The 22,994-nt window shown below is 72.2% G+C and carries 22 protein-coding genes; 5 read left to right on the plus strand and 17 right to left on the minus strand.

Going from position 1 to position 22,994, the window contains the following annotated elements; translation table 11 throughout:
• Window positions 1-7: 7 nt before the first annotated feature.
• The 5 genes from AC3YO9_RS11315 to AC3YO9_RS11335 form a co-directional block, all read right to left on the minus strand.
• Window positions 8-2,722 (minus strand): DEAD/DEAH box helicase, encoded by a 2,715-nt coding sequence (locus tag AC3YO9_RS11315; protein ID WP_489983471.1) that lies wholly within the window; start codon window positions 2,720-2,722, stop codon window positions 8-10.
• 143 nt (window positions 2,723-2,865) lie between these two features.
• Window positions 2,866-3,864 carry a twin-arginine translocase subunit TatC gene (gene tatC / locus AC3YO9_RS11320; RefSeq protein ID WP_489983472.1) on the minus strand — a complete coding sequence of 333 codons (999 nt, stop codon included), beginning with the start codon at window positions 3,862-3,864 and terminating at the stop codon, window positions 2,866-2,868.
• Entirely contained in the window at window positions 3,848-4,225 is a 378-nt protein-coding gene (gene tatA, locus AC3YO9_RS11325) for a Sec-independent protein translocase subunit TatA (protein WP_489983212.1), read from the minus strand. Before tatA ends, tatC begins: the two co-directional genes overlap by 17 nt.
• Window positions 4,226-4,319: 94 nt before the next feature.
• The gene (locus AC3YO9_RS11330) at window positions 4,320-5,300 is read right to left on the minus strand and encodes a helix-turn-helix transcriptional regulator (protein ID WP_489983213.1); all 981 of its coding nucleotides are present in this window, start codon (window positions 5,298-5,300) and stop codon (window positions 4,320-4,322) included.
• A complete protein-coding gene (locus AC3YO9_RS11335; protein ID WP_489983214.1) occupies window positions 5,297-6,250 on the minus strand; it encodes a helix-turn-helix transcriptional regulator in 954 nt (317 codons plus the stop codon). Before AC3YO9_RS11335 ends, AC3YO9_RS11330 begins: the two co-directional genes overlap by 4 nt.
• A gap of 53 nt (window positions 6,251-6,303) precedes the next feature.
• Here AC3YO9_RS11335 and AC3YO9_RS11340 point away from each other — a divergent pair, with 53 nt between their 5' ends.
• Window positions 6,304-7,146 carry a UbiA family prenyltransferase gene (locus tag AC3YO9_RS11340; RefSeq protein WP_489983215.1) on the plus strand — a complete coding sequence of 281 codons (843 nt, stop codon included), beginning with the start codon at window positions 6,304-6,306 and terminating at the stop codon, window positions 7,144-7,146.
• Window positions 7,147-7,164: 18 nt separating this feature from the next.
• Here AC3YO9_RS11340 and pafA read toward each other — a convergent pair whose 3' ends face one another.
• From pafA to arc, 7 genes are all read right to left on the minus strand, one after another.
• A complete protein-coding gene (pafA, locus tag AC3YO9_RS11345) occupies window positions 7,165-8,523 on the minus strand; it encodes a Pup--protein ligase (RefSeq protein ID WP_127782922.1) in 1,359 nt (452 codons plus the stop codon).
• Window positions 8,524-8,601: 78 nt separating this feature from the next.
• The gene (gene prcA, locus AC3YO9_RS11350; RefSeq protein ID WP_489983216.1) at window positions 8,602-9,402 is read right to left on the minus strand and encodes a proteasome subunit alpha; all 801 of its coding nucleotides are present in this window, start codon (window positions 9,400-9,402) and stop codon (window positions 8,602-8,604) included.
• Window positions 9,403-9,448: 46 nt separating this feature from the next.
• On the minus strand, window positions 9,449-10,261 hold the full coding sequence (gene prcB, locus AC3YO9_RS11355; RefSeq protein WP_127782920.1) for a proteasome subunit beta: 813 nt from the start codon (window positions 10,259-10,261) through the stop codon (window positions 9,449-9,451).
• Entirely contained in the window at window positions 10,258-10,449 is a 192-nt protein-coding gene (locus tag AC3YO9_RS11360) for a ubiquitin-like protein Pup (RefSeq protein ID WP_127782919.1), read from the minus strand. Before AC3YO9_RS11360 ends, prcB begins: the two co-directional genes overlap by 4 nt.
• Before the next feature lie 110 nt (window positions 10,450-10,559).
• Window positions 10,560-12,062 (minus strand): depupylase/deamidase Dop, encoded by a 1,503-nt coding sequence (gene dop / locus AC3YO9_RS11365; RefSeq protein ID WP_127782918.1) that lies wholly within the window; start codon window positions 12,060-12,062, stop codon window positions 10,560-10,562.
• A 147-nt stretch (window positions 12,063-12,209) separates the two neighbouring features.
• Entirely contained in the window at window positions 12,210-13,403 is a 1,194-nt protein-coding gene (locus AC3YO9_RS11370) for a PGAP1-like alpha/beta domain-containing protein (protein ID WP_489983217.1), read from the minus strand.
• A gap of 33 nt (window positions 13,404-13,436) precedes the next feature.
• Complete coding sequence (gene arc / locus AC3YO9_RS11375; protein WP_127782916.1) at window positions 13,437-15,119, minus strand: proteasome ATPase; 1,683 nt, start codon at window positions 15,117-15,119, stop codon at window positions 13,437-13,439.
• Window positions 15,120-15,239: 120 nt separating this feature from the next.
• Between arc and AC3YO9_RS11380 the strand changes: the two genes are divergently transcribed.
• Entirely contained in the window at window positions 15,240-15,824 is a 585-nt protein-coding gene (locus tag AC3YO9_RS11380) for a hypothetical protein (protein ID WP_489983218.1), read from the plus strand.
• 88 nt (window positions 15,825-15,912) lie between these two features.
• A complete protein-coding gene (locus AC3YO9_RS11385) occupies window positions 15,913-16,968 on the plus strand; it encodes a hypothetical protein (RefSeq protein ID WP_489983219.1) in 1,056 nt (351 codons plus the stop codon).
• A gap of 34 nt (window positions 16,969-17,002) precedes the next feature.
• On the opposite strand, the gene AC3YO9_RS11390 is transcribed toward AC3YO9_RS11385, so the two are convergent.
• Window positions 17,003-17,827, minus strand: a complete 825-nt coding sequence (locus tag AC3YO9_RS11390; protein WP_127782913.1) for a tRNA (adenine-N1)-methyltransferase — start codon at window positions 17,825-17,827, stop codon at window positions 17,003-17,005.
• 92 nt (window positions 17,828-17,919) lie between these two features.
• On the opposite strand from AC3YO9_RS11390, the gene AC3YO9_RS11395 reads away from it, so the two are divergent.
• A complete protein-coding gene (locus AC3YO9_RS11395) occupies window positions 17,920-18,927 on the plus strand; it encodes a RecB family exonuclease (protein WP_489983220.1) in 1,008 nt (335 codons plus the stop codon).
• A complete protein-coding gene (locus tag AC3YO9_RS11400; RefSeq protein WP_489983221.1) occupies window positions 18,924-19,748 on the plus strand; it encodes a thioesterase family protein in 825 nt (274 codons plus the stop codon). Before AC3YO9_RS11395 ends, AC3YO9_RS11400 begins: the two co-directional genes overlap by 4 nt.
• A gap of 21 nt (window positions 19,749-19,769) precedes the next feature.
• Here AC3YO9_RS11400 and hisG read toward each other — a convergent pair whose 3' ends face one another.
• The 4 genes from hisG to AC3YO9_RS11420 all read right to left on the minus strand — a co-directional run bounded on the left by hisG (window position 19,770) and on the right by AC3YO9_RS11420 (window position 22,885).
• Complete coding sequence (gene hisG, locus AC3YO9_RS11405) at window positions 19,770-20,618, minus strand: ATP phosphoribosyltransferase (protein WP_127782910.1); 849 nt, start codon at window positions 20,616-20,618, stop codon at window positions 19,770-19,772.
• 70 nt (window positions 20,619-20,688) lie between these two features.
• Window positions 20,689-20,952: a phosphoribosyl-ATP diphosphatase gene (locus AC3YO9_RS11410; RefSeq protein ID WP_127782909.1), complete on the minus strand. Its 264-nt coding sequence runs from the start codon at window positions 20,950-20,952 to the stop codon at window positions 20,689-20,691.
• The gene (locus AC3YO9_RS11415) at window positions 20,949-21,635 is read right to left on the minus strand and encodes an HAD family hydrolase (RefSeq protein ID WP_277601722.1); all 687 of its coding nucleotides are present in this window, start codon (window positions 21,633-21,635) and stop codon (window positions 20,949-20,951) included. The genes AC3YO9_RS11410 and AC3YO9_RS11415 overlap by 4 nt, the downstream gene beginning before the upstream one ends.
• Window positions 21,636-21,763: 128 nt before the next feature.
• Window positions 21,764-22,885, minus strand: coding sequence for an MFS transporter (locus AC3YO9_RS11420; RefSeq protein WP_489983222.1), 1,122 nt, complete (start codon window positions 22,883-22,885; stop codon window positions 21,764-21,766).
• Window positions 22,886-22,994 lie beyond the last annotated feature (109 nt).

Consider the following 22,994-nt stretch of genomic DNA (forward strand, 5'->3'; position numbering starts at 1 on the left):
CCCCGGATCAAGAGGTGCCGAGCGCGACCACTCCGCGGCGGACCGCGGCGACGGCGTCCCTGGCCACCGCGCCCATCGGGGTGCCCGCCGAGGCCACCCGCACCTGGTCGAGCAGGTCCACCACCTGGCGGCACCACCGCACGAAGTCACCGGCCGACAGCAGCTGGCCGTTCTCCCCTGCCGCGGCGAGCACGTTCGTCAGCGACTCCCCGCGGGCCCAGCGGTACACCGGCCACGCGAAGCCGAGGTCGGGCTCGCGGGTGGGGGCGAGCTTGTGGCGCCGCTCGTCGGTGGTGAGCGCGTCCCAGAGGTACGTCGTGTCGGCCAGCGCGGTGCTGACGGACCCGGCCGGCACTCGGGGCACCGACTCGGTCTCCCGTCGGGACTCGAAGACCACCGCCGACACCACCGCGGCCAGCTCGGCCGGGTTCAGCGACTCCCACACGCCGCGGCGCAGGCACTCCGCCACCAGCAGGTCGGACTCGCTGTAGATGCGCTCCAGCCGGCGCCCGTCCTTGCTGACCTCCTGGTCGGGCCCGGTGCCCTCCAGGTAGCCACGCTCGGCCAGCAGCGCCCGGATGCGGTCGAAGGAGCGGGCCAGGGAGTGAGTGGTGGCCGCCACCTGCTGGCGCAGCTTCTCGGTCTCGGCGGCGAGGCGGGCGTACCGCTCGCTCCACCGCGCGTGGTTCTCCCGGTCCTCGCAGCCGTGACAGGGGTGGGCCCGCAGCGCCCGGCGCAGCGCGGCCAGCTCGGCGTCGTCGGCGGCGGACGTTCGGCGCTTGCCCACCCGGCCGGGGGCGGTGATCCCGCTGGCCCGCAGGGTGGAGGCCAGGTCGCGGCGCACGCGGGGCACCTGGTGCTCCACCCGCCGGGGCAGCGTCAGCCGTCCCAGCACCTCGGCAGGGGTGGGGAAGTCCGCGGCCGACAGTCGTCCGGCCCAGCGGTCCTCGGTGAGCACCAGCGGGCGGGGGTCGGCGTCGTCGGGCCCGGTGTCGAGCACCACCGCGAGCCCGGCACGACGCCCGCCCGGCACGGCGATGACGTCGCCGCGGCGCAGCGCCTGCAGGGCTTCCTCCGCCTCGTGGCGCCGGGCCGCGCTGCCCTGCTTGGCCAGCCTGCGCTCGCGGTCGGTGATCTTGGCCCGCAGCTCCGCGTAGGAGGCGAAGTCGCCCAGGTGGCACTCCATCTGCTCCCGGTAGCCCGCCATCGCCTCGGTGTTGCGGTCGATGGTGCGGGACAGGCCGACCACCGACCGGTCGGCCTGGAACTGGGCGAAGGAGCGCTCCAGCAGCGTGCGGGCGGAGTCCGGGCCCATCGCGGCCACCAGGTTCACCGTCATGTTGTAGGAGGGACGGAAGGAGCTGCGCAGCCGGAAGGTGCGGTTGGAGGCGAGACCGGCGACCTGGGTCGGCTGCACCCCGGGCTGCCACAGCACCACGGCGTGGCCCTCGATGTCGATGCCACGGCGGCCGGCGCGGCCGGTGAGCTGGGTGTACTCCCCCGGCGTCAGGTCGGCGTGCGACTCCCCGTTGTACTTGACCAGGCGCTCCAGCACCACGGTGCGTGCGGGCATGTTGATGCCCAGCGCCAGCGTCTCCGTGGCGAACACCGCCCGGACCAGTCCCCGGACGAACAGCTCCTCCACGGCTTGCTTGAACGCGGGCAGCATCCCGGCGTGGTGAGCGGCGAAGCCGCGCATGAGAGCCTCGCGCCACTCCCAGAATCCCAGCACCGCCAGGTCGGCCTCGGGCAGCTCGGCGGCGTGCCGGCTGATGATCTCGGCGATCTCCGTTGCCTGCGCCTCGGTGGTCAGGCGCATCCCGGAGCGCACGCACTGGGTGACGGCGGCGTCGCAGCCGGCCCGGCTGAAGATGAAGGTGATGGCCGGCAGCAGCCCCTCGGAGTCGAGCTTGGCGATCACCTCCGGGCGGGGCAGCGGACGGTAGGTGAGCTGGCGGTACCCACCGCGCTGGGACTGGCGAGCGCGTTGGGCCTGACGGCCGCGCTGGTGCCGGGGCTGGAACGCGTCCTCGCGCCGCTCGCGCTGCTGGACGTGGTGCACCAGGTCGGGGTTGACCACGAGCTTGCGGTCCCCGGTGTTGTCGCGCTCGTTGAACAGGTCGAACAGCTGGCGGCCCACCATGACGTGCTGCCACAGCGGGACCGGGCGGTGCTCGTCCACCACCACCGTGGTGTCCCCGCGCACGGTGGAGATCCACTCGCCGAACTCCTCGGAGTTGCTCACCGTGGCCGACAGGCCCACCACCGCGATCTCCGGCGGCAGGTGCAGGATGACCTCCTCCCACACCGCGCCGCGGAAGCGGTCGGCCAGGTAGTGGACCTCGTCCATCACCACGTAGGACAGGTCGCGCACCGACTCCGAGTCGGCGTAGAGCATGTTGCGCAGCACCTCGGTGGTCATCACCACCACGGGCGCACCGGAGTTGATGGAGGTGTCCCCGGTGAGCAGGCCGACGTTGCGCTTGCCGTGGCGCTCCACCAGGTCGGCGTACTTCTGGTTGCTCAGCGCCTTGATGGGCGTGGTGTAGAAGCACTTGGTGCCGCCAGCCAGCGCCAGGTGCACGGCGAACTCGCCGACGATGGTCTTGCCCGCGCCGGTGGGCGCGCACACCAGCACGCCGTGCCCGTCCTCCAGCGCCTCGCAGGCCGTGACCTGGAACGGGTCGAGCTCGAACGGGATTCCAGCGGAGAACTCAGCCAGCCGCGGGTGCTGGTTGCGCTGTCGTGCAGCCGCGTAAGCGTCCGCCGGTGATTGCGTGTCGGCCACGGGCTCCAGGCTGCCACAGCAGCCCGGCCCTCGGTCCAGTGGCCGTGCTCGTCACACCCGCCGCGCGAAGCACCTGATCAGGTGGCGTCGTCGTAGCTGCGCGAGCCCACCCCGCTGGTCGACCCCACCCCGCTGGTCGGTGGCACCCCGCTGGTCGGTGGCACCGGCTCGGGCTCCGGGATGGGTGAGGCCTCGTCGTCGCTCCAGGAGTCCCAGCCCTGGTCGACGCGCTTGCGGGCCTTGCGGCGGTCGTGCAGCCGGGCCACCTGCACCGCGGCCTCGAACAGGATCACCAGGGAGAACGCCAGCGCGAGCATGCTGAACGGGTCCTGGCCGGGGGTGGCGATGGCGGCGAAGACGAACAGCCCGAAGATGAAGCCGCGGCGCCACTCCTTGAGCCGCGCGTAGGTGAGCACGCCCACCAGGTTGAGCATCACCACCAGCAGCGGCAGCTCGAAGCTGATCCCGAAGATGATGATCAGATTGATGATGAAGCTGAAGTACTGGTCGCCGTTGAGCGCGGTGATCTGCACCTCGGTGCCCACCGACAGCAGGAACGACAACGCCTCCGCGACGACGACGTAGGCCAGCACGGCGCCGCCGACGAACAGCGTGGCACCGGAGGCGACGAACGGGATGGCAAAGCGCCGCTCCCCCTGGTGCAGACCTGGGGTGATGAACCGCCACACCTGCCACAGCCACACCGGGCAGGCCAGCACCACACCGGCGGTGAGCGCCACCTTGAGGCGAAGCATGAACTGGTCGAACGGCGCGGTGGCCAGCAGCCGACAGCTGTCGTCCGGACCGATCTGCGCGCGCGACGTCGACGGGAGGGAGCAGTAGGGACCCTTCAGCAGGTCGCCGAGGCTCTGGGTGCCCAGCACGCCGTGGGAGTACCAGAGAAAGCCCAGGATGGTGGTGATGACGACCGCGATGCCGGCCTTGGTGACCCGGCTGCGCAGCTCGTACAGGTGCTCGACGAGGGACATCGAGCCGTCAGGGTTCGGTGGGCGGCGCCGTCGAATCTTGCGCCACCCCGACGGAGCGGACACCCTCGGCTCAGCTGGCCTTCTCAGAGTGCTCGGTCGGCAGCTGCTGGGCCTGGACCTGCTGCGCCTGCGCCTGCGCCTGCTGGGCCTGGACCTGCGGGGCAGGCTGGACCGGCACCTGCTGGACCGGAACCTGTTGCGCCGCGGTGCCGGCCTGCGGCACGGGCGGGATCACCGGGGGCGCGGTGGGCAGCGCCTGCGGGGCCGGGGCCGCCGCCTGGGTGGGAGCTGGCTTGTCGCCGTCGGAGCCCAGGTCCTTGATCTCGCTCTTGAAGATGCGCAGCGAGCGGCCCAGCGAGCGGGACGCGTCCGGCAGCCGCTTGGCGCCGAAGAGCACGACCAGCACGATGAGCACGATCAGCCAGTGAACGGGACTGAGAGATCCCATGAGATACCTCCGGTGTTGGGCCTGTGTTGAGGGTACGCGGCCGAGGTGTCCATCGCGTGACCCGACGCTGACCGGCAGGTGACACGCCGCGGGCTCACCCGGCGGGTTCGGTCGCCTCGTGGCGGGCGTAGGCGGCCAGCGCCGCCTGGGCCCGCTCCGTGCGGTGCTGCTCCAGCGCGGCCGGGGCGAGCACCCGCACCCCCGCACCGAGGCCCAGCACCAGCCGGGTGATCCACTCCAGGTCGGTGTAGCGCAGGGTGATGCGCAGCCGCCCCTCGCCCAGCTGGGTGAGGTCCTGCACGGGGTAGTACTCGGCCACCCAGGCGTGCTGCGGGGCCAGCTCCAGCACCGCCTCGGGCAGGTCGTCGCCCAGCTCGAAGAGCTCGTGGGCCTGGCGCTCACCGGTGGTCGCCGGCAGCACCTCGGGCAGCACCGTGACGTCGTCGATCCGGTCCACCCGGAACATCCGCTCGTCCTCCACCCGCCGGCACCACGCCTCCAGGTAGCTGCGCCCGTCCACCACCAGCAGCTGGCGCGGCTCCACCACCCGGTCGGTGACGTCGTCGCGGGAGGCGGTGTAGTACCGGATGCGCAGCGGGTGGCGCTCGGCCAGGGCGTTCTTCAGCGTCGCCGTGGTCTCGGCGGTGGCCGCGTCCTGCGCGCTCTCGCTGACCCCCACGGTCACCGCGCTGGGACCGCTGCCGCCACCGGCCGCGGCCTCCACCTTGGCCAGCGCCCGCTCCACCACGTCCCGCTCCACCAGCCCGCCGACGTCGCCCAGCGCGCGCAGCGCCACGGCCAGGGCGCCCGCCTCGGCCCGGGACAGCCGCAGCGGCCGCTGCAGCCCGGCGTCGAAGATCACGCTCACGGTGTCGCCCTCGAAGGACAGGTCGATCAGCTCGCCGGGGCCGTAGCCGGGCAGCCCGCACATCCACAACAGCTGCAGGTCCTTGCGCAGCTGGGTGGCACTGACCCCCAGCTCGGCGGCGGCCTCCTCCACCCGCACGCCGGGGTGCGCCTGCAGGTACGGCACCAGCGACAGCAGCCGGGGCAGCCGGTCGGTCAGCCCGCTCACGCCAGGGCTCCGGCGAGCAGCAGCAGCACGCGCTCGCGCAGCTCGGGCGGGGCGAGCACCACCGCGTCGGCGCCGTAGCCGGCGATGGACCGCGCGGCGACGTCGAGGTCGGACAGCTGCACCCGCACCACGTCCCCGTCGCGGGTCTGCTGCACCACCTCGGCGCCCCGGCGCAGCCCCACGGCACGGTCCGGGGCGAGCAGCAGGGTCGCCTCGACCGCGGCCTGCGGGGCCGGGCCGGCGGAGGCGGCGACCAGCGCGAGCAGGTCGGCGCCGTCGGGGACGGTGACCGCGCCGGCCGGACCGACCGCCTTGGCGTCGGCGATGCGCGAGACCCGGAAGCAGCGCACGTCCTGCCGGGCCCGGTCGTGGCCGACCAGGTACCAGCGGCCGCGGTAGGACACCACCCCCCACGGCTCGACGGTGCGCGCCGTGGGCTCGGACGCCGGGCCGCGGCGGTGCAGGAAGGTCACCACCCGGCCGGCGTCCACCGCGGCCACCAGCGGGCCGAAGGCGGGGTCGCTGGCGTGCACGCGGGGCTGCACGCCGGGCGCGGCGTCGGTGTCCACCTCCACCCCGGCCGCGCGCAGCTTCAGCACCGCGTTGTGCGCAGAGGTGGCCATCTGCGGGGAGTCCCAGAGCCGGGCGGCCAGCGCCAGCGCCGCGGCCTCGTCCGGCGCCAGCTCGATCTCGGGCAGCTCGTAGTCGCGCCGGGCGATGCGGTAGCCCTCGTTGGGGTCCAACCCTGAGTTGCGCCCGGTCTCCACCGGCACGCCCAGCTCGCGCAGCTCGGACTTGTCCCGCTCGAACATCCGGAAGAACGCCTCGTCGCTGGGGGCGTCGCTGTACCCGGCCACGGTGGAGCGGATGCGCTCGGCACTGAGGTACTGCCGCGTGGACAACAGGCAGAGCACCAGGTTGACCAGACGTTCACTGCGGGCGGAGGACACACGCATACCCTAGGTTGCTGGCAGCGAACAGTGGCGAAAGCGCGGTCGGGGGCGTGGTGCAGGTGCTGCAGCACAAGGGTTCTCGCACACGTGCGCTGCTGGCCTCCTGCCACCCCGAGCCCACCGTGGCCGTCACCGCGGTGGCCGGGCTGCTCGCGGTGGTGGCCGGGCGGGGTGCGGCGAGCCTGTGGGTGCTGGGCGCGGTGCTCACCGGCCAGCTCTCCATCGGGTGGCTCAACGACGCGGTGGACGCCGCCCGGGACCGGGCCGCGGGCCGCACCGACAAGCCGGTGGCCCGGGGTGAGCTGAGCACGCGGACCGTCGGCGCCGCCGCGGTGGTCGCGGCGGTGGTGAGCGTGCCGCTGGCGGTGGCCACGGGCTGGAACGGGCAGAGCGCGGTCGGGGTGACGCTGGGCCTGCACCTGCTGGTGGTCGGTGGGGGCTGGGTCTACGACCTGGGCGTGAAGTCCACGGTGCTGTCGGTGCTGCCCTACGCGGTGGCCTTCGGGGCGCTGCCGGCGTTCGTCGTCGCCCCCGTGGCCACGGTGCCGTGGTGGCTGGTGGCGGCCGGCGCACTGCTGGGCAGCGGGGCGCACTTCGCCAACGTGCTGCCCGACCTGGCGGCGGACGCAGCCACCGGGGTGCGTGGGCTGCCGCACGTGCTGGGCGCCCGCGGGTCGGTCACGGCCACCGTGGTGCTGCTGCTGGCCGCGTCGGTGCTGCTGGTGCTGGGCCCGCAGAACCTGCCGTGGGTGGTGGGCGCCGCGGCGCTGGTCACCGCGGTGGTGGCCGTGGGCGTCGGCCTGCTCACCTCGCTCGGGCTCTTCCGCGCGGTGGTGTGGGTGGCGCTGGTCGACGTGGTGCTGCTGGTGCTCTCCGGCAGCGCGCTGCGCTGAGCAGCTGCCCCGCGGCGCCTACATGGAGGCGATGAGGCGGTCCACCCGCTCGTCGACCGAGCGGAACGGGTCCTTGCACAGGATGGTGCGCTGCGCCTGGTCGTTGAGCTTGAGGTGCACCCAGTCGACGGTGAAGTCGCGCTCGGCGTCCTGCGCGGCGGCGATGAACTCACCGCGCAGCTTGGCCCGGGTGGTCTGCGGCGGGGTCTGCTCGGCGGTCTTGATCGCGGTGTCGTCGGTGACCCGAGCGACCAGGTCCTTGCGCTGCAGCAGGTCGAAGATGCCGCGGCCGCGCCGGATGTCGTGGTAGGCGAGGTCCAGCTGGGCGATCCGCGGGCTGGACAGGTCCATGTCGTGCTTGTCCTGGTAGCGCTGGAACAGCTTCTGCTTGATGGCCCAGTCGATCTCGGTGTCCACCTTGGACATGTCGTCGGACTCCACGGCGTCCAGGGTGCGCCCCCACAGCTCCACCACGCGGTCCATGCTCGGGTCGGGCTCGCGGCGGGTGAGGTAGTCGACCGCCTTGGAGTGGTACTCCCGCTGGATGTCCAGGGCGCTGGCCCCCTTGCCCCCGGCCAGGCGCACGGGGCGCCGGCCGGTGAGGTCGTGGCTGATCTCCCGGATGGCGCGGATGGGGTTGTCCAGCGCGAAGTCGCGGAAGACCACGCCCTCCTCGATCATCTCCAGCACCAGGGCGGCGGAACCCACCTTGAGCATGGTGGTGGTCTCGGCCATGTTCGAGTCACCCACGATGACGTGCAGCCGGCGGTACTTCTCGGCGTCGGCGTGCGGCTCGTCGCGGGTGTTGATGATGGGCCGCGAGCGGGTGGTGGCGGAGGAGACGCCCTCCCAGATGTGCTCGGCGCGCTGGCTGAGGCAGAAGCGCGAGCCCCGCGGGGTGTGCAGCACCTTGCCCGCGCCGGCGATCAGCTGGCGAGTGACCAGGAACGGCAGGAGCACCTCCGACAGCCGGGAGAACTCACCCTGGCGGCCGATCAGGTAGTTCTCGTGGCAGCCGTAGGAGTTGCCGGCCGAGTCGGTGTTGTTCTTGAACAGGAAGATGTCGCCACCGATGCCCTCGTCGGCCAGGCGCTGCTCGGCGTCGGTCAGCAGCTCCTCGAGGATCCGCTCGCCCGCCTTGTCGTGGCTGACCAGCTGCACCAGGTCGTCGCACTCGGCCGTGGCGTACTCGGGGTGCGAACCGACGTCGAGGTAGAGGCGTGCGCCGTTGCGGAGGAAGACGTTGGAGCTGCGACCCCAGGAGACCACCCGTCGGAACAGGTAGCGGGCAACCTCGTCCGGACTCAGCCTGCGCTGGCCCTTGAAGGTGCACGTGACGCCGAACTCGGTCTCGATACCCATGATTCGTCGCTGCACCTTGTCGACCCTACTCAGCCCGGAGGCTGCGGCGCTGAACGACGAGCAGCATCGCCTGGTCAGCGACGAAGAGACTTGTCAGGCAACTGGACCGGGGCCCGGCTCCGGGGTCTCGTCCGTCCCGGCGCTGGTGGTGCCCTCGCCCGCCGGCGGCGCAGGCTCGGGGCTGGTGGCGGCCTGGGCCGGCAGCAGGGTGGCCAGCTGTGCGGCGGCCAGCCGGCGGAACGCCCGGCGTGGGCGCGCCTGCTCCAGGACGGCGACCTCCAGCGAGTCCACCGGCACCGAGCGGGCGCCGCCGTTGGTGTGCTGCTGCAGCGCGGCCACGGCCAGCTCCAGCGCCGCCTTGAGCTGCAGCCCCGGCTGGTAGTGCTCCTTGAGGTAGGCCGACAGCGGCTCGGTGCTGCCACCCATCACGATGAACCGCGACTCGTCGGCGATGGAGCCGTCGTAGGTGATCCGGTAGAGCTGCGCCACCGGCTCCGACGCCTCCGGCCGGCCCACCTCGGCCACGCAGATCTCCACCTCGTAGGGCTTGGGCTGCTCGGTGAAGATGGTGCCCAGCGTCTGGGCGTAGGCGTTGGCCAGCGACTGCCCGGTGACGTCGCGGCGGTCGTAGGAGTACCCACGCAGGTCGGCGTGCTGGATGCCGGCGCGGCGCAGGTTCTCGAACTCGTTGTACTTGCCCACCGCGGCGAAGCCGATGCGGTCGTAGATCTCGCTGACCTTGTGCAGGGTGGCCGAGGGGTTCTCCGCCACGAACAGCACGCCGTCGGCGCAGGTGAGCACCACGACGCTGCGACCTCGGCCGATTCCCTTGCGCGCCAGCTCCGAGCGATCGCGCATGATCTGCTCGGCGGAGGCGTAGTACGGCATGGTCACGGCGGGGCTCCTGTGCTCGGCTCGGGTCGGGACGGGTGGGAGGTGCTCAGCCGCCGGGGTTGAGGTGCCGCTCGGCCACCACGGCCTCGGCGACCTCGGCCACCTGGGGCTCGGGCAGCCGCACCGCACCGTGCTCGGCGGTGATGGTGACCACCGACGGGTACAGCCCGCGGACCAGGTCCGGCCCACCGGTGGCGGTGTCGTCGTCAGCGGCGTCGTAGAGCGCCTCCACGGCGGCCCGCACCGCGGTGGCCTCGTCGCTGTCAGCCACGTAGCGCTTCTTCAGCGCCGAGCGCGCGAACAGCGAGCCCGACCCGACGCTGTGGAAGCCGGAGTGCTCCTCGTAGCGCCCGCCGGTGACGTCGTAGGTGATGATCCGGCCGGCGTGCACCGAGTCGGTCGCGTCCACGTCGTAGCCGACGAACAGCGGCACGACGGCCAGTCCCTGCATGGCCGCGCCCAGGTTGGAGCGGACCATCGAGGCCAGCCGGTTGGCCTTGCCGTCCAGCGACAGCGGCATGCCCTCGATCTTCTCGTAGTGCTCCAGCTCCACGGCGAACAGCCGCACCAGCTCGATGGCCACGCCGGCCGTGCCGGCGATGCCCACCGCGGAGTGCTCGTCGGTGACGAAGACCTTCTCGATGTCGCGCTGGGCAATGAGGTTGCCCATGGTGGCGCGCCGGTCACCCGCGATCAGCACGCCCCCACCGAAGGTGAGGGCGACGATCGTGGTGCCGTGCGGTGCCATGTTCTCGGTGAGGGTGCTGGTGGGGTGCCGGTTGCCCGGGAGCAGCTCCGGGGCGGTGCGGCGCAGGTAGTCCGTGAACGACGAGGTGTCCGGACTGGCCCCTTCTCTCATTCCCCACCCTTCTGCACGTAGGCGCGGACGAACTCCTCCGCGTTCTCCTCCAGCACGTCGTCGATCTCGTCCAGGATGTCGTCGGTGTCCGAGCTCTGCTGCTCGCGACGCTCCTGGCCGGCGCCACCGAGCTCCTCGGCACCCTCGTCGTCGCCACCACCACTGCGCTTGGTCTGCTCCTGGGCCATGTTCGACTCCCTCGTTCTCTGGTGCCGTTGCTGGGGGACCAGCGCGTGCACGTCCCTATCGAAACACTACCCACGCGCCCCTGCCCAGGACGCGAGGTGACCGCGGCCGGTCAGCCGTTGGTGAGCGCGTCCACCAGCTCCACGGCCGAGTCGACCGAGTCCAGCAGCGCCCCCACGTGCGCCTTGCTCCCCCGCAGCGGCTCGAGCGTGGGGATGCGGACCAGCGACTTGCGGCCGACGTCGAAGATCACCGAGTCCCAGCTCGCGGCGGTGATGTCGGCGCCGAAGCGGCGCAGGCACTCGCCGCGGAAGTAGGCGCGGGTCTCGGTGGGCGGGTTGGTGACCGCGGCCAGCACCTGCTCCTCGGTGGTCAGGCGCTTCATCGAGCCCCGGGCCACCAGCCGGTTGTACAGCCCCTTGTCCAGGCGCACGTCGGAGTACTGCAGGTCCACCAGGTGCAGGCGGGAGGCGCCCCAGCCCAGGCCCTCGCGGTCGCGGAAGCCCTGCAGCAGGCGCAGCTTGGCCGGCCAGTCCAGCAGCGACGCGCACTCCATCGGGTCGCGCTCGAGCATGTCCAGCACCCGCGCCCAGGTGGCCAGCACGTCCTCGGTGCGCTCGTCGCGCTCGCGGTCCAGCGCCACCATCTGCGACACGCGCTCGTGGTAGATCCGCTGCAGCTGCAGCCCGGTGAGGCGTCGGCCGTCGGCCAGCTCCACCCGCTGCTTGAGCGTGGGGTCGTGGCTGATCTGGTGCACCGCCTGCACGGGGTGCGCCAGCTGCAGGTCGGAGAGGTCGGCGCCGTGCTCGATGAGGTCGAGCACCAGCGCGGTGGTGCCCAGCTTGAGGTAGGTGGCGGTCTCGGCGAGGTTGGCGTCGCCGATGATCACGTGCAGCCGGCGGTACTTGTCCGCGTCGGCGTGCGGCTCGTCACGGGTGTTGATGATGCCGCGCTTGAGGGTGGTCTCCAGCCCGACCTCGACCTCCATGTAGTCGGCGCGCTGGGACAGCTGGAAGCCGTCCTTCTCGCCGGCCTGGCCGATGCCCACCCGACCGGAGCCGACGATCACCTGGCGGGAGGCGAAGAACGGGGTGAGGCCCACCACGATGGCGTCGAACGGGGTGGAGCGGGCCATCAGGTAGTTCTCGTGGGTGCCGTAGGAGGCGCCCTTGCCGTCGATGTTGTTCTTGTACAGCTGCAGCTTGGGGGCGCCGGGAACGCTGCCGGCGTGCAGCGCCGCGCGCTCCATCACCCGCTCGCCGGCCTTGTCCCAGATGACCCCGTCCAGCGGGTCGGTCACCTCGGGGGCGGCGAACTCCGGGTGGGCGTGGTCGACGTAGAGGCGTGCGCCGTTGGTGAGGATCATGTTGGCCGCGCCGACCTCGTCCACGTCGATCACCGGCGTGGGCTGGCCAGGACGGGTGAGGTCGAAGCCGCGGGCGTCGCGCAGCGGCGACTCCACCTCGTAGTCCCAGCGGGTGCGCTTGGTGCGCGGCACCGCCGCGGCGGCGGCGTAGGCCAGCACTGCCTGGGTGGAGGTCAGGATCGGGTTGGCCGTGGGGTTGCCCGGCGAGGAGATGCCGTACTCCACCTCGGTGCCCATGATTCTTCGCATGCGCACAATCTACGGCCGCACCGCGCGCAGCGACGTTCGTGGTTGGTGGTACTTGCAGACGAACCCACCACCGCGAAAGCGTCTGTGACCGCTACCAAGTGGACGTGACCGGCCTGGACACCCGCTGCCGACCGTCCGTCGCGGGCCTCAGACCTGCTCGGCCTCGGTGTGTCGGTCCACCTCGTCGGGGTCGGAGTCCCACACCACCAGCTCGGCCAGCACCTCGGACACCTCCGGTGCGGTGAGCAGTGCCAGGTGGCCGGTGCTGGGCAGCACGTGCAGCTCGTCCAGCGGACCGCGGGCGCTGTGCAGCGGCACCAGTCCGTCGCCCACGGCCGCAGCCCACCAGGTCTGCGGGTCCGCCGCCAGCGTCGCGGTGACACCCACGTGGCGCACGCCCGGCACCAGCGGCAGCCGGTTGGCGCGACGCAGGTCGTCGATGCCGACGCTGCGCACGTCGATCAGCTCGCCCCAGCTGCGGCTGCCCCACCACCAGCTCAGCGCCCGCGCCAGCCGGTGTGCGCCGTCGGCCAGCGGAGCTCCCTCGTGCGGGGTGCCCAGGTAGCAGACCGTGCGCACCCGCTCCAGCCACGTCTGCGCGTCGTCGTGGTGGCACGCCTCGCGCAGCACCAGCCCGCCCATGGAGTGCCCGACCAGGTCGATGCGCTCCACCGGCACCGGCCACGCCTGCAGCAGCTCGCCGAGCAGCCCGGCCAGGCGCGCGCCGTTCTCGGTGATCGAGCGGCCGGTGTTGTACCGCATCACCACCGGGGTGACGCCTAGCTCGGCGAGGTGCTCACCGTGGCTGCCGCGGCCCTGGTGGCGGTACCACCACGCCTGCTCGGTCTCCCCCAGCCCGTGCACGAACACCGCGAGGTGACCGGTGGCGGTGGTGTAGGAGGTGGTGAGCAGCGCGGTGTCCAGCCCCACGACCTTGCGCTGGTGGTGCGGGCCCAGCTCCACGGCCAGGTGGTTGCCGTCGGCCAACAGCTGGTCACCCAGCAGGCCGTTGACCGCGCCCACCAGCACCGAGCCGGCCGCCGTGCCGGTGACGACGTGGGACACCCGCTCCGCGGGCAGCTGGTCGCTGACCGCGGTCACGATCCCGGCCGTGGCCCGCGCACCGGCGCGCACCCCGGCGTAGGTCAGGGCGGCGATGCTGTTGTGCATCAGCCACGCGGGCAGCCCGAACGGACCGACCGCGGCGAAGACGGTGTTGGCGATCGTGCGGTGCGTGCCCTGCACCGGTCGGCTGAGCACGTCGACCGCATGGGCGAGCAGCTGAGCGGTGGCCCCGACCTCGTTCCTGGTCGGTGTCGCTCGTGTGCCCTGCTCGCCCATGCGGCCCCCTGGTGCCTGGAGTCGCCCCGGGACCTAGAGGTACTGCCCGGTGTTCGACTCGGTGTCGATCGCCCGGCTGGCTCCGGCGGACTTGCCGGTGACCAGCGTGCGGATGTAGACGATGCGCTCGCCCTTCTTGCCGGAGATCCTCGCCCAGTCGTCGGGATTTGTCGTGTTGGGCAGGTCCTCGTTCTCGGCGAACTCGTCCACGATCGAGTCGAGCAGGTGCTGCACCCGCAGTCCGGTGGCCCCGGTCTCCAGCACCTCCTTGATGGCGTACTTCTTGGAGCGGTCGACGATGTTCTGGATCATCGCGCCGGAGTTGAAGTCCTTGAAGTACAGGACCTCCTTGTCGCCGTTGGCGTAGGTGACCTCGAGGAACCGGTTGTCGTCGGTCTCGCTGTACATCCGCTCCACCACCCGCTGGATCATGCCGGTGATGCAGGCCTGGCGGTCGCCGTCGAACTCGGCGAGGTCCTCCTCGTTGATCGGCAGGTCCGGGGTGAGGTACTTGGAGAAGATGTCCTCCGCCGACTCCGCGTCGGGCCGCTCGATCTTGATCTTCACGTCCAGGCGCCCGGGCCGCAGGATGGCCGGGTCGATCATGTCCTCGCGGTTGGAGGCGCCGATGACGATGACGTTCTCCAGGCCCTCCACGCCGTCGATCTCGCTGAGCAGCTGCGGGACGATGGTGGTCTCCACGTCCGAGGAGACTCCCGACCCGCGGGTGCGGAAGATGGAGTCCATCTCGTCGAAGAACACGATCACCGGCGTGCCCTCGGAGGCCTTCTCCCTGGCGCGCTGGAAGATCACCCGGATGTGCCGCTCGGTCTCGCCGACGAACTTGTTGAGCAGCTCGGGGCCCTTGATGTTGAGGAAGAACGACTTGGCCTCGCGGGGGTTGTCGCCCCGCGCCTCGGCGATCTTCTTGGCCAACGAGTTGGCCACCGCCTTGGCGATGAGGGTCTTGCCGCAGCCGGGCGGGCCGTAGAGCAGCACCCCCTTGGGCGGGCGCAGCGCGTACTCCTTGAACAGCTCGGCGTGCAGGAAGGGCAGCTCCACCGCGTCCCGGATCTGGTCGATCTGCCGGCCCAGGCCACCGATGTCGGAGTAGTCGACGTCGGGCACCTCCTCCAGCACCAGGTCCTCGACCTCGGCCTTGGGCACCCGCTCGTAGGCGTAGCCGGCCTTGGTGTCCACCAGCAGGGAGTCACCGGGACGCAGGACCAGCGGGTCCGGGTCGTCCGGGTCGGCGATCAGCGGGTCGGCCAGCCACACCACGCGCTCCTCGTCGGCGTGGCCCACCACCAGGGCACGCTGGCCGCCGTCGAGCAGCTCCCGCAGGGCCGACACCTCGCCGACCCGCTCGAAGCCGGTGCTCTGCACCACCGTGAGGGCCTCGTTCAGCCGCACCGTCTGGCCCCGGCTGAGGTCGCTGATGCTCAGTGCCGGGGAGACCACGAGCCGCATCCGCCGGCCCGAGGTGAACACGTCCACCGTGTCGTCGTCGTTGGCGTCGAGGAAGACGCCGTAGCCACTGGGGGGCTGCGCGAGTCGGTCCACCTCCTCCTGCAGCACCAGCAGCTGTTGGCGGGCGTCCTTGAGGATCTCGAGCAGCTTGGCGTTGCGCTGGGTCAGGGAATCGATCTTTCGAGCAGAGGCCTCGGGTGCTCCCGCTTGCTCGTCGGTAGTGTCCGGCCGATCTGATGTGCTCACCGGCGTCTCCTCGCGTAGGGAACTTCTACGCTACAAGGATGCGTCGACAGGGGTCGAGTGATGGCCACCACGCGGTACTGTCCACCCTGGTCAGCGGCGGGACACGCGAAGGGGGCCCACGTGGCGCGAAGGTCCTGGCACGTTGCGGCTCTCGCGGCGTGCCTGGCGGCGGCCGGGACGAGCCTGGTGGCGTGCACCGTGGACGGCACCGCCGTGGCGGAGCCCCAGGCCACCACCACCGTGCCCACCTCCGCCGCCTCCACCGCCGCGAGCAGCACCTCCCGGGCGCCCACGACGGCTCCCAGCGCGACGACCACCCGTGCCACGACTCCGACGTCGTCGGCCGCAGCCACCCCCACGGTGCCGGAGGCGGCGCTCACCGAGGCGCCCACCCCCGCCGAGCTGGACCAGATCACTCGTTTCAGCACCGCGTTCGTGCGGGCGATCAGTGACGGTGACTTCGCCGCGATGCGCACCCTGCTGTGTGGTTCCCTGGCCGAGCAGCACAACCGGCAGGATGACCAACGGGCCACCCCGACGACCTTCGTCCGGGTCTCCGACGTCGGGCTGACCACCGACCGCACGAGCGCCGCGGTGACGGTGTGGGCCTACCGGGTGTCCAAGGGCCCGCCGGCCAAGCCGGAGAAGTTCGTGCTCACCAAGAGCGGCGACACCTGGCAGGCGTGCGAGCGCAAGACCCGCTGAGGGCCGGCTCGAAACCCCACGCGAGGGGCGCGGTGGCGGCGTACCGTCCGAGGTCGGAGAGGACGGTCGGCGACGAGAGGGTTCGCGGATGACGGGTTCGCACGACGACGACCCGGACGGCCGCCACGGGCAGGAGCCGCGTCACGACACGCCGTACTGGCCCTTCGGCGACCAGCCGCCAGCGGGCGACGACGATGCCACCGCCAGTCACCCGAGTCCGGACCAGCCGCCGACGGGCTACCCGCCACCGGACTACAGCACACCCGTCTACGGCACACCTGTCTACGGGGCGCCGGACTACCGCGCGTCCGAGTACAGCCCGCCCGAGCCCGGCACGCCGGGAGCCGGGCCGGGCGGTCAGCCACCGGGGTACGCCCCCACCTGGTACCTGCCCCTCGACGACACCGGGTACGGACCGCCCTCGTACGGCCCGGGCTCCTACGGTGGCGGTCCTGGCGGACCCGGCCAGGAACCTCCCCAGCCTCCGCCAGGGCACCGCACGCCGTCACCGTTCACCCTCGTGGTGGTGGTCGTGGCGGTGCTGGGCGCTCTGGTGGCGGTGTTCGCCCTGGGCACCCAGACTGACGACACCAGCAGTGCCACGCCCTCGCCCACGGTGACCGGGGTGACGGTGCTTCCCCCGCTGCCCACCACCACCCGCCGGAGCGTCCCACCGAGCACCGCCCCGTCGACGCCACCGTCCCGGCCGCCGACCTTCAGCACCGGCCCGTCGAGAACCGGTCCGCCAAGAACCGTCCCGCCGACCACCACCGCGGTGCCGCCGGGCACGGCCCTCACCATCCCCCCCGGTGCCGCTGCACCGGGCCTGTCGCCGAGCCCCTCGCAGACCGCGCAGATCAGTGCGCTCGGCGCGGCCCTGGTGACGGCGATCGGCGACGCCGACCAGGCCAGCCTCACCCGGCTGACCTGTGGCCCCCTGGCCGAGGAGCTGAGCCTGCAGCCCACCGAGCCCGACCCCACGGTGCTCGAGCGGGTGGACAACATCCGGGTCAGTGCCGACGGCGCCAGCGGAACCATGGACGTGTGGGCCTACACGATGGGCACCGGCCCGCCCGCCACCCAGGTCACCTTCCAGGTGCAGCTGGTCAACGGCGCCTGGCGCGCGTGCGACTACAGCTACTGAGCGGTCCACGCGGAGGTGGCGAGCACCTGCCGCGCTAGCCCTTGCTGGGGCGGCGCTGTGGGCGCGGCGTCACGGTGCCCTCCGCCAGGCGCCGGGCCCGCACCAGGAAGGCGGTGTGGCCCTGCATGCGGTGCTCCGGGCGCACGGCCAGTCCCACCACGTGCCAGCCGCGCACCAGGGTCTCCCAGGAGTACGGCTCGGTCCAGCACTCCTGCTCCCGCAGTGCCTCCACGACCCGGGACAGCTGGGTGACCGTGGCGACGTAGACCACCAGCACCCCGCCCGGCACCAGCACGTCCTTGACCTTGGGCAGCACCTGCTCCGGGGAGAGCATGTCCAGCACCACCCGGTCGACCTCGCCGTCGAACTCGTTGACGTCGGCCACGGTGAGGTCCCAGTTGGCGGGGCGCTCGCCGAAGAAGGTCTCCACGTTGCGCACCGCGTGCACGGCGTGGTCGTCGCGCACCTCGTAGGAGATCACCTTGCCCTCCGGGCCGACCGCGCGCAGCAGCGAGCAGGTGAGCGCGCCGGAGCCGGCCCCGGCCTCCAGCACCCGCGCACCGGGGAACATGTCGCCCTCGGTGATGATCTGCGAGGCGTCCTTGGGATAGATCACCTGGGCGCCGCGCGGCATCGACAGCACGTAGTCGGTGAGCAGCGGCCGCAGCGCCAGGTAGGCGGTGCCGGCCACCGACTTGACCACGCTGCCCTCGGGGGTGCCGATGAGGTCGTCGTGGGCCACGGCACCGCGGTGGGTGTGGTACTCACCACCCTCGGCCAGGACGATGGTGTAGTGGCGTCCCTTGCTGTCGGTGAGCTGGACTCGGTCGCCGACGCGGAACGGCCCGCTGTGCGCCATCGTGTAGGACTCCCTGCTGGTTGCGTGTTGCTGGTTGCTGGCTCGAGTGAGGGTGGCCCGAAGTTGTCGGGGCCAGCGCCTAGGGTGCCAGCATGAGCAATTTGACCGGGTCAGTGCCCCCGTCGGCCGCCGTCGGGGAGACCGTGCCCACGGCCGCCCAGGCAGGGACGGAGCACGGCGAGGCCGGGCCGCCGGCAGTGCACCAGGTCGCAGTGGAGGAGGCCGCAGTGGACGCCGCGGCCGGGCAGGCGGCCCCGGTGCGGGAGCGGCGCCGGCCCGCGCTGTCCCCGTCCCGGGCGGGTGACTTCAAGCAGTGCCCGCTGCTGTACCGCTTCCGCGCGGTCGACCGCCTCCCGGAGACGGCCAGCACCGCACAGGTGCGGGGCACCGTGGTGCACGCCGCGCTGGAGCAGCTCTACAGCCTGCCCGCCGACCAGCGGCACCTGGACAACGCGCGCACCCTGGTGGCCCCCGCGTGGGAGCGCACCGTGGCGGAATCACCCGAGCTGGCGCAGATGTTCGGGGCCGACGAGCTGCCGGAGTTCCTCGAGGCCGCCCAGGCCCTGGTCACCCGGTACTTCACCATGGAGGACCCCACTCGGTTCGAGCCCGAGTCCTGCGAGCTGCGGGTGGAGATCGAGCTGGACGACGGGGTGCTGCTGCGCGGGTTCGTGGACCGGATCGACGTGGCGCCGGACGGCCAGGTGCGGGTGGTGGACTACAAGACCGGTGCCGCCCCGCGCGAGATCGGCGAGGGCCGCGCCATGTTCCAGATGAAGTTCTACGCCGTCGCGCTGTGGCGGCTGCGCGGCGTGGTCCCCTCCCAGCTCAAGCTGATGTACCTCGCCGACGGCCAGGTGCTGCAGTACCGCCCCGACGAGGACGAGCTGCGCCGGTTCGAGCGCACGCTGTCCGCCATCTGGCAGGCCATCCTGGCCGCCGGTGCCACCGGTGACTTCCGACCCAACCCCAGCAAGCTGTGCGACTGGTGCGATCACAAGTCCCGCTGCCCCGCCTTCGGCGGTACCCCGCCGCCCTACCCGGGCTGGCCGAGCGATCCGGCGTCGGGTGAGACCAACCTCCTGGAGCGCGTGGGATGAGCCTGAGCGCGTCGGCCAGCCCCGCCTACTACCTGCCGCTGCCCAGGGCCGCCGACGGCGCGGAGCGCTTCGCCTCCACCGAGCACACGGTGGGTCCCTGGTCGGCGCAGATGCAGCACCTGAGCCCACCGTCGGCGCTGCTGGTGCGGGCGCTGCAGCGGTGCGCGCCCCGGCCAGGCACCCGGCTCACCCGCGTGACCGTCGAGGTGCTGGGCCCGGTGCCCCGTGCGGACCTCACCGTGCGCGCCTCGGTGGTGCGCCCCGGCCGGCAGGTCGAGCTGCTCGCCGCCGAGCTCACCGCCACCGACGACGCCGGCGACGAGCGCACCGTGGTGCGCGCCAGCGCGTGGCGGATGGCCACCACCGACACCACCGCGGTCGCGGTCAGCCACGAGGAGCCGCTCGCCCCGGCCGGCGAGGGCAGCACGCACCAGGCGCCCGCCTACTGGGTGCCCGGCTACCTCGACTCCGTGGAGTGGGCGTGGATCAGCGGCTTCCTGTCCGAGGCGGGTCCGGGGTCGGGCTGGGGACGGCCCCGGGTGCAGCTGGTGGCCGGGGAGAAGCTCGACCCGCTGGAGTCACTGTTCGCAGTGGTCGACTCCGCCAACGGCATGGCCGCGCCGCTGGACGTGCGCAAGTGGACCTTCCTCAACACCGACCTCACCGTGCACCTGTACCGGCAGCCGGTCGGCGAGTGGAGCGGCGTCTCCGCCACCACCAGCATCGGCCCGGACGGCGTGGGGCTGTGCGCCGCCACCCTGCACGACGAGGCCGGACCGGTGGGCCGCTCCGAGCAGATCCTGCTGGTCCGCCCGCGCTAGCTCAGGGGGCGCCCAGCCGGCTCACATGCGGCAGGAACGGATGTCCGAGGCCAGGATCGCCTTGACACCCAGCGCGGACAGCTCGTCCATCACGGAGTTCGACTGGGTGCGCGCCACCATCGCCCGCACCGCCATCCAGCCCTCGTCGGCCATCGGCGACAGCGTGGGCGACTCCAGGCCGGGGGTGATCTGCAGCGCCTCGTTGAGCACCGCCCGCGGGCAGTCGTAGTCGAGCATCACGTACTGCTGGGCGAACACCACACCCTGGATGCGGGCGGCCAGCTGGTCGCGGGCCCGGTCCCCGGCGGGGGCGCCGGCCTGCTCGATGAGCACCGCCTCCGAGGCGCACAGCACGTCCCCGAAGGCCACCAGGTCGTGCTGGCGCAGGGTGCGGCCCGAGCCCACCACGTCGGCGATGGCGTCGGCCACGCCCAGCTGGATGGAGATCTCCACCGCACCGTCCAGGCGGATGACGGTGGCCTCCAGCCCGCGCGCAGCCAGGTCGTTGTGCACCAGCGTCGGGTAGGAGGTGGCGATGCGCAGCCCGGCCAGGTCCTCCGGCTTCCACTCCCGGCCAGCCGGTGCGGCGTAGCGGAAGCTGGAGCGGCCGAAGCCCAGGGCCACCCGCTCCTGCACGGCGGCACCAGAGTCCAGCGCCAGGTCGCGGCCGGTGATGCCCAGGTCGAGCTCACCCGAGGCCACGTAGATGGCGATGTCCTTGGGCCGCAGGAAGAAGAACTCCACCTGGTTGGCGGGGTCGAGCACGGTGAGGTCGCGGGAGTCGGTGCGGCGCCGGTAGCCGGCCTCGCTGAGCATCTCGGCGGCGGACTCGGACAGCGAGCCCTTGTTGGGGACGGCAACACGAAGCATGGGTGGTTCCTTACGCGGTGGGGGACGAACAGGCCGAGGGACGGCGGCCGCCGTGGTGGCGGACCGGCCGTCACAGATGGCGGTAGACGTCCTCCAGGGTGAGCCCGCGGCCGATCATCAGCACCTGCGCCCAGTAGAGGAGCTGAGAGATCTCCTCGGCCAGCGCCTCGTCACTCTCGTGCTCGGCGGCGATCCACACCTCGCCGGCCTCCTCGAGCACCTTCTTGCCCTGCGCATGCACCCCGGCGTCGAGGGCCGCAACGGTGCCGGAGCCGGCGGGGCGGGTGGCTGCGCGCTCGGAGAGCTCGGCGAACAGCGTGTCGAAGGTCTTCACGAGCGCCGATTCTCCCACGAGGCCTCGACCGGGCTGACACCCGCCGACCACGCCGCGCAGAGGTCGGCCCACGTCACGCCCTCCAGCGACTCCCGCAGCACCCGGCCGGGACCCTCGGACACCTCGATCTCGCAGGGCACCACCAGCACGGGGCAGCCCGCGGCCTCGGCTGCGGCCGTGCCGGTGGGCGAGTCCTCCACCACCAGGCACTCCCCCGGCTCCAGACCGAGCAGCTCGGCGGCGCGCAGGTACGGGTCCGGGGCGGGCTTGCCGTGGGCCACCTCGTCGCCGCAGACGGTGACGGTGAAGCGCTCCGGGCCCATGGTGGCCAGCGCCTTGTCCGCCAGCATCCGGGCGGTGTTGGTGACCAGCGCCATCGGCACTCCCGCCTGCTGCACCAGGTGCAAGGTCTCCTCCGCGCCGGGGCGCCACGTCAGCGCCTCGGCGAACAGCTCGCCGGTGCGGGTGAGCATCCAGGTGGCGGCGTCGTCCATCGCCGGCTGCTCCAGCGGCAGGCCCAGGTCGGTGAACATCAGCTCGATGGCCATCGCCGTGCTGGAGCCGATCATGGCCCGGCGGGCGGTGGGGCTGAGCTCGCCGCCCAGGTCGCGGGCCAGCTCGTGCAGCGCGACGTCCCACAGCCGCTCGGAGTCCAGCAGGGTGCCGTCCATGTCCCAGAGCACGGCCCGCGGCTGGCGACTTCCCCCCTCCGGGTGCTGACCTGCAGGTTCACGAGAAAACGCGGTACTCAGAATGCCCTCCGAAGAGCGTGGTGTGACTAGTCGTGCCACGTCCCATCCTAGATCTCCCCTCAGCTGCGCTGGCGCAGGCTGGTGAGCACCAGCGCCCCGACGATGGCGACGACCCCGCCGACGAGGAGGGGCACCTCGGCCGCGACCTCGTCCACGAGGACACCCCCCACCGCCGCGCCGACAGCGATGGCGACGTTGCAGACCGTCACGATGACGCCACCGACCTGCTCGAGGTGCGCCGGCTCGGTCCTGGCTCCCCAGCTGAGCACGGTCGTCGGGATGCCGCCGAAGCCGAGGCCCCACAACAGGGCCGCGACGAACAGGGCCGCGACCGAGCCGCCGGTGGTGAACATGACGATCATCCCGGCCCCCAGGACCACGGGGAACAGGAACAGCCCCGTGCGCGGCGACCGGTCAGCCAGTGGGCCGGCGAGTGCCGTGCCGAGGAAGTTGGCCACGCCGAACACGAGGAGCAGCACGGCGAAGCTGCCGCCGTCGATCCCCGACATGCTCTCCGCGGCGGGCCGGATGTAGGTGAACCCGCTGAAGTGGCCGCTGAAGACGAGCAGGATCGCGAACAGTCCTGCCAGCACGACGCTGGAGCGCAGGACTGTACCGAGTGCTCGCAGACCACCGCCGGCGGCGGGCGTGACGTGGGGCAGCGTCGCCGCCTGCACCGCCAGTGCCACGGCCGCGACGCCGGCGCCCAGCAGGAACACCCCCCGCCATCCCCAGACGTCGCCGAGCCAGGCCCCGAGCGGAACTGCGGCGACGGTGGCTACTGCGACACCGGAGTTGACCACCGTGAGCGCACGACCGAGATGGTCTGGGGGCACCAGGTGCGCGGCCATCGCGGTGGCCATCGCCCAGAACCCGCCGAGCGCCACACCGAGCAGCAGCCGCGCCGCCAGGAGCACGTACAGGTTCGGCGCCAGCACGACGAGCAGGTTGGAGACGATGGCGAGCAGCGTGAGACCGATCATCACCCGCCGCCGGTCGGCACGCGGCAGCACCACCGCGATGAGCAGTGCGGAGAGTGCGGCGGCGAACGCGGTCACGGTCACCGTCTGGCCCGCTGCGCCAGCCGACACGGCCAGGTCCTCGGCGATCCGAGGAAGCAGGCTCGCCGGCAAGAACTCCGACATGACGATGGCGAAGATCCCCAGGCCCAGGGAAGCCACGCCACCCCAGGAAGCCGGGACGTCCGGGGCCGACACATCGGTTGGTGTGGTCGTGCTGGTCAAGGCTAGATCCCCTCGGTCGTGGTCGACGCCGGTGCTCGGCCAGGTG

It is taken from the genome of Rhodococcus sp. Z6_132 (assembly GCF_058133635.1).